The organism is Chitinophaga sp. 180180018-3, assembly GCF_037893185.1.
Lineage (GTDB): Bacteria > Bacteroidota > Bacteroidia > Chitinophagales > Chitinophagaceae > Chitinophaga.
The window spans coordinates 6119342-6132208 of the sequence record NZ_CP140772.1; the positions used below are offsets into that span (position 1 = coordinate 6119342).

At 46.7% G+C, this 12867-nt stretch carries 10 protein-coding genes; 6 read left to right on the forward strand and 4 right to left on the reverse strand.

All coding sequences use genetic code 11. The annotated features are described in order from the left end of the window. Positions 1-132 precede the first annotated feature (132 nt). Positions 133-3000, forward strand: coding sequence for an aminomethyl-transferring glycine dehydrogenase (gcvP, locus tag UNH61_RS23800; RefSeq protein ID WP_326994516.1), 2868 nt, complete (start codon positions 133-135; stop codon positions 2998-3000). Positions 3001-3084: 84 nt separating this feature from the next. Here the strand turns inward: gcvP and UNH61_RS23805 are convergent, their stop codons facing one another. After that, complete coding sequence (locus tag UNH61_RS23805; RefSeq protein ID WP_326994517.1) at positions 3085-4338, reverse strand: ectonucleotide pyrophosphatase/phosphodiesterase; 1254 nt, start codon at positions 4336-4338, stop codon at positions 3085-3087. Positions 4339-4506: 168 nt separating this feature from the next. Here UNH61_RS23805 and UNH61_RS23810 point away from each other — a divergent pair, with 168 nt between their 5' ends. From UNH61_RS23810 to UNH61_RS23830, 5 genes are all read left to right on the forward strand, one after another. Continuing rightward, entirely contained in the window at positions 4507-5019 is a 513-nt protein-coding gene (locus UNH61_RS23810) for a hypothetical protein (RefSeq protein ID WP_326994518.1), read from the forward strand. A 163-nt stretch (positions 5020-5182) separates the two neighbouring features. After that, entirely contained in the window at positions 5183-6010 is an 828-nt protein-coding gene (locus tag UNH61_RS23815; protein ID WP_326994519.1) for a hypothetical protein, read from the forward strand. 137 nt (positions 6011-6147) lie between these two features. Beyond that, a complete protein-coding gene (locus UNH61_RS23820) occupies positions 6148-6498 on the forward strand; it encodes an MmcQ/YjbR family DNA-binding protein (RefSeq protein WP_326994520.1) in 351 nt (116 codons plus the stop codon). Positions 6499-6573: 75 nt separating this feature from the next. Next, complete coding sequence (locus UNH61_RS23825) at positions 6574-8469, forward strand: CocE/NonD family hydrolase (RefSeq protein ID WP_326994521.1); 1896 nt, start codon at positions 6574-6576, stop codon at positions 8467-8469. Between the two features lie 136 nt (positions 8470-8605). After that, positions 8606-9355, forward strand: a complete 750-nt coding sequence (locus tag UNH61_RS23830; protein WP_326994522.1) for an FKBP-type peptidyl-prolyl cis-trans isomerase — start codon at positions 8606-8608, stop codon at positions 9353-9355. 99 nt (positions 9356-9454) lie between these two features. Here the strand turns inward: UNH61_RS23830 and UNH61_RS23835 are convergent, their stop codons facing one another. The 3 genes from UNH61_RS23835 to aroB are packed head-to-tail and all read right to left on the reverse strand — an operon-like array spanning position 9455 to position 12831. Continuing rightward, a complete protein-coding gene (locus tag UNH61_RS23835) occupies positions 9455-10453 on the reverse strand; it encodes a chorismate synthase (RefSeq protein ID WP_326994523.1) in 999 nt (332 codons plus the stop codon). Positions 10454-10504: 51 nt separating this feature from the next. Continuing rightward, positions 10505-11767: a 3-phosphoshikimate 1-carboxyvinyltransferase gene (gene aroA, locus UNH61_RS23840; RefSeq protein ID WP_326994524.1), complete on the reverse strand. Its 1263-nt coding sequence runs from the start codon at positions 11765-11767 to the stop codon at positions 10505-10507. 35 nt (positions 11768-11802) lie between these two features. Further along, positions 11803-12831, reverse strand: a complete 1029-nt coding sequence (gene aroB, locus UNH61_RS23845; protein WP_326994525.1) for a 3-dehydroquinate synthase — start codon at positions 12829-12831, stop codon at positions 11803-11805. Between the last annotated feature and the right edge of the window lie 36 nt (positions 12832-12867).

The window sequence follows — 12867 nt, forward strand, 5'->3', positions numbered from 1 at the left end:
AAATTATGACACATGAGCTTTAAAATAAAGTAGTATTTATCACCGTATTACCCCGGCAGGGGCCCCTTGTTTGGCTGTTGCTAAAAATCTGCATAGCTTTGCGCATTCTATTTCAAATTACCTGCTTATATCATGAATCTTTTTGATGTTCAACAGAATGAATTCGTGCACCGTCACATTGGGCCGAATGAAGGAGAGACCAAACAGATGCTGGAAACTGTAGGTGTTTCCGACCTGGATCAGCTGATCAGTAAAACAGTTCCGGGCGCTATCCGTATGCAACAGCCGCTGGCTGTTCCTGCAGCGATGAGTGAGAGCGATTATCTCCGCCACCTGAAGGAAGTTTCACTGAAAAACAAAGTATACAGGAACTACATTGGTCAGGGTTATTTCGACACTATTACGCCCAGCGTAATACTGCGTAATGTTTTTGAGAACCCGGGATGGTATACGCAGTATACGCCGTATCAGGCGGAGATCTCCCAGGGCCGTCTGGAAAGTTTGTTGAATTTCCAGACAATGGTAGCAGATCTCACTGCGCTGCCCATTGCGAATGCTTCCCTGCTGGATGAAGCAACAGCGGCAGCTGAAGCGATGACCATGTTCTTCAATGCCCTCAACAAGGATCATGATCATATTACAAGGGGTAAATTCTTTGTAGACAACAATACTTATCCGCAAACACTGGATGTAATATACACCCGTGCCACACCGCTGCACATCGAAGTAGTAACCGGTGATTACCGTACAGCCACCTTCGATGAGTCGTATTTCGGTGCGTTGGTACAATACCCGGATGATCTGGGCGCTGCTGCCGACTACCGTGCTTTCATTGATAAAGTGCATGCTGTTGGTGCTTTTGCAGGTGTAGCAACTGACCTGTTGGCGCTAACACTGTTGACGCCTCCGGGTGAAATTGGTGCTGATGCTGCCTTTGGTTCTGCCCAGCGTTTTGGTGTTCCGCTTGGCTTTGGTGGACCGCACGCAGCCTTCTTCGCTGTAAAAGATGATTTCAAACGTGCCATCCCTGGCCGTATCATCGGTGTGAGCGTCGATGCACAAGGTCACCGTGCGCTGCGTATGGCGCTGCAAACCCGCGAGCAGCACATCAAACGTGAGAAAGCTACTTCCAATATCTGTACAGCACAAGCCCTGCTGGCGAATATGGCTGCTATGTATGCCGTATATCACGGACCACAGGGGCTGAAAAACATTGCTACCCGCATCGCATTGCTCACCAACACCCTGGCGGAGAAACTGAAAGCCAAAGGCCTGAAACTTGCGGCTAACCATTTCTTCGACACCATCGTGGTAACTGGTGTTGATAAAGATGTGAAAGATGCAGCAGAAGCGGCTGGCATCAACTTCCGTTACTATGCAAATGGAAACGTAGGTATTTCCCTCGATGAAACAGCTACTATCGCTGATATAAACAATATCCTGCACATCTTCGGAGCCGGCACTACTGATGCCGTTGCCATTTCAGCAGGTATTACCGGCATTCCCGCCGATCTGCAGCGTACTTCCCCTTACATGCTGCACCCGGTGTTCAACAGCTATCATAGCGAATCACTGATGATGCGTTATCTGAAGCTGTTGGAAAATAAAGATCTTTCCCTGAATACTTCCATGATCTCTCTCGGCTCCTGCACCATGAAACTGAATGCGGCAACCGAAATGATCCCCCTGAGCTGGGCGCACTGGAGCAAAATGCATCCTTTCGCACCCAAGAATCAGGCAGGAGGTTATTTACAGATGACTACCGAACTAAGCGAATACCTCAGCAAGATTACCGGCTTCGATGCGTGCAGCCTGCAGCCTAACAGTGGCGCCCAGGGCGAATATGCAGGTCTGCTGGTGATCCGCGAATACCATAAGAGCAGAAATGAAGGCCACCGCAATGTAATGCTGATCCCTATCAGCGCACACGGTACCAACCCTGCTTCCGCAGTAATGGCCGGATTTAAAGTAGTAGTGGTGAAAGCCCTCGAGAATGGATATATTGATGTAGAAGACCTCAAGGCCAAAGCTGCTACATACAGCAATGACCTGGCAGGTATCATGATCACCTATCCTTCCACCTATGGTGTTTATGAAGAAAGCGTAAAAGACATTTGCGCTATTATCCACGAACACGGCGGACAGGTATATATGGATGGCGCCAATATGAACGCCCAGGTAGGCTTAACTGCTCCCGGCCTGATCGGCGCAGACGTATGCCACCTGAACCTCCACAAAACCTTTGCAATACCTCACGGCGGTGGCGGACCCGGCATGGGCCCTATCTGCGTAGCAAAACACCTCGCTCCATTCCTGCCAGGCCATGTTACACTGAATGATGGTAAACATGCTAACGCTGTATCAGCAGCACCATTCGGATCGGCCAGCATACTCCTGATATCATACGCCTATATCCGTATGCTTGGATTCAAAGGCCTGAAACAGGCATCTGAATTTGCAATCCTGAATGCCAACTACATGAAAGCAAGACTGGCACAAGCTTTCGACATCCTTTACACCGGTGTAAACGGCACCTGTGCTCACGAGTTCATCGTAGATCTGCGTCCGTTTAAAGCAACTGCCGGTATTGAAGCGGAAGATGTGGCCAAACGTCTGATGGACTATGGTTTCCACGCTCCCACCATGAGCTTCCCTGTTCCGGGTACTATCATGATTGAACCTACAGAAAGCGAGGATAAGGGAGAACTGGATCGCTTCTGCGATGCCCTGCTGGCAATCCGCGAAGAGATCCGTGCTATAGAGGAAGGCAAAGCTGATAAACAGAACAACGTATTGAAAAATGCACCGCATACACAGCTCCTCATCACTGCCGACGAATGGACCCGTCCATACACCCGTCAGCAGGCAGCATTCCCGCTGGAATATGTGAAGCTGAATAAATTCTGGCCTTCTGTAAGCCGTATCAACAATACATTCGGCGACAGAAACCTGATTTGCACCTGCGAGCCGGTGAGTTCGTACGAAGAAGCGGCGGTATAATAAAAAGCCTTTAGTCTTTAGAAAAAAATGCAGCGAAGATCACATGATGTTGGTCTTCGCTGCATTTTTTCTAAAGACTATCAGCTAAAGGCTCTTTAATGTTCCTCCAAGTACATCAACATTTCCGTCGATGGGCTGAGTTATGTCCAGGCCAAGTATCCGGGCTACTAACGGATATACATGTACGTTTTCAAAGGTTGGAATACGAAGGTGTTGTTTGAAATCAGGGCCCCAGGCCATGAAAATGGCGTTCATCTCTGTCAGGTTGTTATCGTATCCGTGGTGTCCCGGATTTCTTCGTTTTCCCATGCTGAAAATATAATTAGGCTCTGCCAGCAGGTAGATGTCGCCAATACGGTTATAAATATCTTCCTGCCCATAATGCCATCTTTCCGGCATATCCTTTTTCATCATAGCAGTATAATGTTGCTGATGCTGTTTCAGATAATCATAAGCGGTTTTGATATCCTGTTCATTGTTCCCGTATAACATTACACGTTCGCTACCAGTCAGTATTTTTAGTGGCTTCAGCTCCGGTACATCCGGCAGGGTGAGTACGTTTTCCGTATCTGCCTTCAGCATACCATGATCAGACACTATGATGAAATCTACCGGCAACCGGAGTTTATTCACAGCTGCCACCATTTTACCTATACTCTCATCTACCAACTGAACAGCTTTACGCACACTATCCGACTCCGGACCATAGGCATGCCCCATATGATCTACTTCCGGGAAATAAAAAGTGATCAGGTGCGGGCGCTGCTCTGCAGGAAGGCTGAGCCAGTTGACCACCTGCTGAATACGCTGATCTATACCTGTTTTTTCCTGATACCTGAAATAATAAGTGGGTCTGATATTCTGTATGGCGCTCTCAGAGCCTACCCAGAAATAGCTGGCGCTTAGCATCTGTTGTTTTTCTGCCAATACCCACAATGGAATACCATTGTACCAGGAACCATCCTCCACCGTTTCACGGTTGCCTACCTTGTAAATGGAATCCAGCTTACGGTCGTAGAAATGGTTATCCACAATTCCGTGACGGGCAGGATACATGCCGGTAACAATGGAATAGTGATTGGGAAAGGTCAGGGATGGAAACGAAGGCTGCATTGCGGTGGCCCGCACTCCTTCTCCGGAAAGGCGAAGCAGATTTACAGCGTTATATTTCTCTGCATAATCGTACCTGAAACCATCGATCGAAATCATGATCAGGTAAGGCTTCGACTGCTGGGAAGCACTGTTCTTTCGTCCTTCTACGGTTAACTGGGTGGTATCCTGTGCATAACTACTGCCTGCAAATAACCATACCGCTACTAATAAAAAAATCCTTTTCACGTTTCTTATTTTAGTTGTAACCGGGGTTGTATCACAAACAAGGAAGGCTGCAAATTAGAAAACTATTTCCAACTCACTTCAGCAATTAAACGACTTAAACACATACAACATTAAACTAATTAAATATTTTAATATATATTAGCCATTTGAAAAACTGATAAGACAACCATGTCTGATTACACCTTTATCAGAACAAACGAATATCACATGCTACAGGACGCCCTGAAAGCACACCGGCGGCAGCTGATCAGGTCAGGGCTGACAGGGCTGGGATTATTGCTGGCAGCCGGTCTGGTACCACAGGCGTATCTTTACAGTGTTGAAGTACTGGATGATATCGATGAGTTGTTGTTGTCTTTCAAAAATCCATGGTACTGGTTGTGGTTGTTAGGACTTGTTGCGGTACTTATCTTCCTGTATCTAAAGGCAACGGATATACGCTATTGGGCTATAAAAAAGGATCTGGCAGCCTTGCAGAAGGGCACCTTACAGGCTCCGATGGAAGCTTTATACCTGGAGAAAAATAATACACAGACCCACATTATGTTGTTACTGGAAGATAATAAAAGGCGGCTGTTTTACTGGATGCAGGGAGCACTGCAGGATTTTGAAGCCGGACAACTGGTGGAAGTCACCTATGCACGTTATTCCCGTGTGATCATCAGTATCAGTAAAATATAATAACATCATTCCCAACTTACTAAGATCAAAAGATTTACAGGAATAAAATAAATTGTATATATCTTGCCGCCCGAATACAGAAAGCATTCTGTACTGTTATTAACTGTTACAAATATTGACCAAATAAAACCTCAACACTGAATCTTTAATTTAAAACAACCTTATGTTACCTATCAAGAAAAGCTGGCTGATGCCTGCGGGTATTGCATGCTTTGTTTTTGCTGCCTGTGGTTCTGACAAAAGCACTGACCCAACACCTTCAAATGATGCCTACATTGTAAAAAGTATTGCAGTAGACGGCCAGATGGCCGACAGTTTTGTTTATGTGAATAACCAGATCACAGAAACCTGGGCCTTCGTTGACAACGGAGAGAAGATAAAAACATTGTACACTTATGACAACAACGGCCGGGTAGTGTTGGGAAAATCCACCTCTACCAAGTCGGGTTCCACTATAGATTCGCTCGTATGGCAAAGTGATAAAGCTATCCTGTACAAACAAGGTTTCGACAATTCAGGTGTCAATACCCGTAAAGATACGCTTACACTGAAAGTTAATGGTTCAGGTATGATGGCCAGGATAGGTTATGAGGATACCGTAAGACGCAACGATAGTAAATATTTGTACTACCTGGAATTCACTTACACAGGCAATAATGTCACCGGCTTCCATCAGCACGATTTTTATACAGGTTTAGGTCCTACCATAGAAAATGACGCAAAAGCTACGTTGGAATATGGGCAGTTAATCAATCCGCTGGCGCCATACCTCATCAAAAATCCGCTGCTGGCATATGAAATGATGGATGCATACGGTCCGTGGCTGATGAGCGCCAACAACGCTGTTAAAATAACGGATACACCTGCCGGAGAACTTTCTGCTACCATAACAAGCACACCTCTCGCTGGCAGCAATGTGATACAATTATCGAAAGCCGCTACCGCAAAGGACGTTTCTATATATTACTTTTCACTGGCTAAGAAACCCTGATAAGCATTAAGAACAGGGAATATAGCATTAAGAAATAAAGCGAAGACCTTAGCGATGGATAGCACCTTTGCTGAGGTTTTTGCTTTATTTCTTAATTCTGCCGATAAATGCTGATTTTTGCAGGTAAATCATCTGCTATGACCCTCGCTCAATTTCAGGAATATTGTATTGCGCTGCCCGGAGTTACCGAAGAATTTCCTTTTGGAGACGAAATCCTCGTTTATAAAGTACGTGGTAAAGTGTTTGCCCTTGGCGGGATCACTGAATTCAGTAGCATCAACCTGAAATCAGATCCGGATGAAGCCATTGAGCTCCGTGAACGCTATGAGGGCGTTACACCCGGCTATCATATGAATAAAAAACACTGGAATACAGTGGATCTGCATGCCGGTATTTCCAACAGGTTAATCATGGAATGGATCCGGAAATCCTACGATCTTGTAGTGGCTAGTCTTCCTAAAAAAGAAAGAGAAAAGCTTGGCAAGTAATCGCGTTCATTATTTCGATAACACCTGTTTCAATTTTTCACTACTTTAGTTGCTATCAAATCAAAAAAACTGTTTATGAGAAAATGGCTGCTGCTGGCCTGCACCGTGGCATTTTTATTCCCCGCTGCATGTAAAGCAATTAACCAGGATTCGCTCTGGATGTATCAAAACTACACCAAGAAAGAAGTGTATATCACGATGCGCGACGGTGTCCGGCTGTTCACTTCTATCTATCTTCCTAAAGATCAGTCGGAGAAACATCCGATATTGATGACCCGTACTCCTTATTCTGCTTCTCCCTATGGTACAGAGGCGTTTCGTCCGCTGTACAAAAATCACTACAAGGAATACCTGAAAGAAGGTTATATCATGGTAATCCAGGACGTTCGCGGTACCTGGATGAGTGAAGGTAAGTTTGTAAACGTAAGGCCTTTCAACCCGAACAAGAAAGGAAAAAATGATATTGATGAAGCCAGCGATACTTACGATACTATCGACTGGCTGGTAAAAAACCTGCCTGGCAACAATGGTAATGTAGGCATCTTTGGTATTTCCTATCCCGGCTTTTACTCCACTATGGGAGCACTCAGCAGCCATCCGGCGCTGAAAGCAGTGAGCCCGCAGGCTCCGGTGACCGACTGGTTCATCGGCGATGATTTCCATCACAATGGCGCTTTCTTTATTTCAGATGCCTTCTCTTTCTACACCGGGTTCGATCATCCGCATCCCGGACCCACTACGCAAGGCCCTAAAGGATTCGATTATTATACACACGATATTTATAAATTCTACCTGGAAACCGGCGCTCTACCCAACTTCGCCAAACTAATCGGCGATAGCGTGGCTTTCTGGAAAGAAATGTATGAGCATCCTACTTACGACAACTGGTGGCAGGCACGCAATGTGCGCAACTTCCTCACGAATGTGAAACCCGCTATGCTGGAAGTAGGCGGCGTGTTTGATGCAGAAGACTGCTTCGGTGCATGGAATACGTATAAAGCAATTGAGGAGAAAAGCCCCTCCACTAATAACCGTATCGTAATGGGCCCCTGGTACCACGGTCAGTGGTCATCTAACGATGGTACTCACCTGGGTAATGTGCGTTTTGGCAGCAATACGGCGGAATATTATTCCAAAAACATCGAAATTCCTTTCTTCAATTATTACCTGAAAGGTAAAGGGCAGTCCCCTGATATTGCGGAAGCCACTATCTTTTTTACCGGAGAAAATAAATGGAAACAATTCCCGAAATGGCCTCCGGCAGGCATGTCGGAAAAGCCGGTATACCTGCAGGAAAACGGTAAGCTCTCTTTCAGCAAACCCACTGTTTCCAACAGTTTCAGCGAATATGTAAGCGATCCTTCCAAACCAGTACCGTACACCGAAGATGTACACTTTAACCGCACGATCAACTACATGACCGATGATCAGCGTTTCGCCTCCCGCAGACCAGACGTTGCCGTATTCGAAAGTGAAGTACTTGACAAAGACGTCACACTGGCCGGCCCCGTAATTGCAGAACTGGTAGCCAGCACCAGTACCACCGATGCCGACTTCGTTGTAAAGGTGATAGATGTTTTTCCGGATGACTTCAAATACGAAGAGGATGCCAGCAGCGAGCATCGCCGGATACCTACCTCCACTTATCCCATGGGCGGTTACCAGATGCTGGTACGTGGAGAAATCATGAGAGGCAAATTCCGCAACAGCTTCGAAAAACCAGTAGCTTTTGTTCCGAACCAGCCCTCAAAAGTGAAATTTACCATGCCTGATGTGGCCCATACCTTCCAGAAGGGGCATAAGATGATGATACAGATCCAGAGCAGCTGGTTCCCGCTGGCAGATCGTAATCCCCAGCAATTCATGGACATCTATAAAGCCACTGACAAAGATTTTAAGAAGGCAACAATAAAGATTTATCATGATGCAGCGCATCCGTCTAATGTGTTGCTACCTGTTGTTGAGAATTAAGCATTGAGAATATAACATTAACCAGCTATACATCTTCATAGCACGCAAATTAACGCTAAGTGAGGAACAAGTATTATGTCAGATTGTTCACCCTGGTTGGAAAAGCCCTGTCCTCGGAAATACTTAATTGATTAACTTGCAACCTACATTAAAAACCCTGACTTCATTTATGTACAAGAAATACCTGTTTATAGGAGCGCTGGGATGCCTGTGTACACAAGGCTTCAGCCAAACCAAACCTACACCTAAGAAACCAGTAGCCAAAGCCGCCGTGAAGGCGCCGGTATTAAAAACCCGGATCGACTCGGTAAGCTATGGTATAGGGGTTAGCATTGCAGAAAATCTGAAGGCACAGGGACTGGAAAATGTTAACACAGCCGTACTGGCGAAGGCGATACAGGAAACGCTGAAAAATCAGCCACAAATACTATCAAAAGAACAAATTGATATGAGCATAAGCAATTACCTGCAACAGCTGAAAGCAGAGAAAACAGCAAAGAACCGTGAAGCAGGACTGAAGTTCCTGGCTGAAAACAAAACCAAGCCGGGCGTAGTAACCCTGCCTGATGGCTTACAATACCAGATCCTGAAAGAAGGTAATGGTCCTAAGCCTACCGCCAATGATAAAGTGAAAACACATTACCACGGCACACTGATCGATGGTACTGTATTCGATAGTTCTGTGGATAGAGGACAGCCTATTTCTTTCCCGGTAAGCGGTGTAATCAAAGGATGGACAGAAGCCCTGCAACTCATGCCGGTAGGCTCTAAATGGCGCCTGTTCATTCCGTCGGAGCTGGCTTACGGCGACCGTGGCGCAGGCCCGAAGATTGGTCCGGGTGCAGCATTGATATTTGATGTTGAGCTGCTGGCAATAGAGCAATAAAGAATTACGAATTACGAAATAGAGCGAAGACCTTAGCAATTGATAATTATTCGCTAAGGTCTTCGCTCTATTTCGTAATTCGTAATTCCTAATTCTTTACTACTGCTTAAACACCCGCGGTCTGCGTTGTTCCAGCAGCACAAAATCGGCCAGTACCATAGCTGTTACGGCTTCCAGTACTACCGGTACGCGGAGCGCAATACAGAGGTCGTGGCGACCTTTCACACTGAAGGTCTCCACTTCTCCGGTTTTGATATTGAGTGTTTGTTGTTCTTTAGGCGTACTGGACGTAGGTTTCACAGCAATACGGAATACCAGCGGGTTGCCGTTGGTGATACCGCCAACTACGCCACCTGCGTTATTGGTAGCCGTTTTCCCGGTTTTATCGATAATGGGATCATTATGTTCCAGGCCTTTCATTTTAGCGGCAGCAAAGCCGGCGCCAAATTCAATACCTTTTACCGCCGGGATCGCGAATACGGCATGTGCCAGCGATGATTCCAGTGAATCGAAGAAAGGTTCACCCAAACCAATAGGCAATCCGTCTACCACGCATTCCACGATACCTCCCACAGAATCTTTTGCAGCAATAGCTGCTTCCAGTCCTGCTTCCGGATCGGGGTTACCGCCTACTTCCTTAATGACGGCATTCACCTGGATGCTTTCTCCCAATATCTTTTTGGCGATCACCCCGGCAGCTACCAGGTTCAGGGTAAGCCTGCCGCTGAAATGCCCGCCGCCACGATAATCTTCAAAGCCGCCGAATTTTTCGGTAGCTACGAAATCAGCATGTCCCGGACGGGGAAATTCACGCAGCTTTTCATAATCGGTACTGCGTGTATTATTATTCTCGAAAAGAATCGTCAACGGAGCTCCGGTGGTGTAATCATTGAAAACACCTGATTTGATAAAAGGAAGGTCTTCTTCCTTGCGGGGAGTGGTGCCCCTGGCACCGCCCTTGCGGCGCTCCAGATCGGCCAGGAAATCTTCCTGCTTCAAAGGAATACCAGCCGGTACCCCGTCTATATTCACGCCAACACTGGCGCCATGCGATTCTCCAAAAACATTTACCCTGAATAATCTGCCAAAACTGTTCACACACTGATGATTTAAAATGATAAAAAGCTGATGCCGGTAAGACGTCAACGGCTATACGTTAACGGCTACATGAGCGCCCAGCAATTCCAGGTGGTCATAAAACTCCGGATAGGATTTATTGATAGCTTCTGCATTATCAATCACTACAGGGCCATCGGCCGTTAATGCAGCAACAGCGCAGGCCATCGCAATACGGTGATCGTTATGAGAATGCACCTGTGCGCCTTTGATACCGGTACCTCCATGCACGAGCATCAGATCGCCTTCGAGATCGATGCTGATACCCATTTTTCCGAATTCCTGTTGCAGGGTCAGCCCACGGTCGCTCTCCTTATGCGCCAGGCGGCTCACTCCTTTTATTTTCGTAGTACCGTTACAGTTAGCAGCCAGCGCTACCAGCGGAGGAAACAGATCAGGGCAATCAGTAGCATCAAATTCAAAAGCTTTCAGGTCACCTTTTACGATATTCACGGTGAACACGCCCGACATCATCTGGGTACCTGCTTTCTCCAGGGCTTCCAGGATGGCTTTATCCGACTGTGCAGAAGAAGTATTCAGATGCTGTACTTCCGCTTTACCAGCTACTGCAGCTGCTACCAGCAAAAATGCGGCGCCACTCCAGTCGCCTTCCACCGTGTAATCGCATGACTTGTAAGCCTGTTGCGGTCCGAAGTGAAATGTTTCGAAATTCTTTTCTTCCACCCGTACTCCGAAGTGCGCCATCAGCTGAAGGGTCAGCGCAATGTAAGGTTTGCTTTTCAGGTCTTTTACGGTGATAGTCACATTTTCAGCAGCAGCCCCATAAGCCATGAGCAGCCCGGTGAGAAACTGGGAGCTCAGCGATCCGTCGATGGTAATATCTTTAGGCTGCAGCGGTCCCTGTATATGCAGGGGAAGCTTGCCGCCGTTGGTAGTACATTTTACATCCAGTTGTGGCAGTACCTGTTCAAAAAAATCCATCGGGCGGGTAGTTAAGCTGCCGTGCCCTTCAATCGTAATAGGCAGTGACGATAATGCTGCGATGGGCGTGAACATACGAATGCCCAGGCCTGATTCACCGCAGTTGATCTCATCGTAGAAAGGGTGCACACCATTGCTGGTAATCTCAAAGAAATCGTGTTCCCTTTTGATCTTTGCGCCGAGGTTTTCAGCTACTTCCAGAGCGGCCAGGCAGTCGTTGCTAAGGCCCGGATTACGGATAATCGTTTTTCCCTTAGCCAGCAAAGCCGCTGCCACAGCGCGTTGCATGGCGCTTTTGGAAGGATTGGCCGTAACAGAGCCTTTAATGGTAGCTGGTGATACAGTAACTTGCATATATATTTCGTCTGCCTTTAGTTAATTAAAAAGATTTATAATTCCTGCAGTAACAGCTTCAGCTCTGCAATTGGAATAGGCATAGTGGTGGCCTTTCCTATCTCTTCCAGCAATACAAAATGAATGACATCCTTCTCTCTTTTTTTATCCAGTTTGAAGATATCAAACACCGCATCTTTATCGGATGTAAAAGCTACGGGAAGCTGATAGTCGGTAAGCAGGCGAATCAGCCGGATGGTGCTGCTGTTCGGCAGGTCCATCAGTTTTTCGGAAAAGCGGGTTGCTGCCACCATTCCTATAGCCACTGCTTTACCATGTGCAATATGTTCCAGTTTTTCCACTGCATGCCCCAGCGTATGGCCAAAGTTGAGCCAGCGACGGGGGCCGTTTTCCAGCTCATCTTCCAGTACTACTTGGGTTTTGGCTGCAACAGATTTCTCCACCAGATATTCCAGCACGGCTACATCGCGTGCCAACGCCCTTTCCTTATGTTCTTCCAGATAATCAAATAATTCCGCATCCATGATGCAGGCATATTTAATGATCTCTGCAAATCCGTTATGCCATTCTTCTGCCGGCATTGTCAGGGGCAGGGAATAATCGAAAAGAATGAACTGCGGCTGACGGATAATTCCCAGCAGGTTTTTCTGCCTGCCATGACTGATCCCATTTTTGCCACCAATAGAAGCATCTACCTGAGCCAGCAATGTAGTAGGTACAAAGCCAAAAGGAATACCGCGCATGTATATACTGGCGGCGAACCCGGCTACGTCGGTCATCATACCGCCCCCGATACCTACAAGGGTAGTTTTACGATCTGCTTCAAAACCAATGAGCCCGTCGATGATCTTTTCCACCGTTGCCATATTCTTCACCTCTTCTCCGGCTGGCACCACAATTTTTTTCCATTCGTGCAGGTGATGACCATGAAAGCGTTCCACATTTTCATCTATCACCAGTACAGCCCGGTGGCGGTCGACATGGTTACCCAATTGCTGCAGACTTTCACCGAGAAAATACGTGGTTTCCGTTTGTTGAAACCTGTGGACTTGTTTTACGGACATGAAGAAAGGGTTTATCCTTTAGCTTTTAGCCTTTAG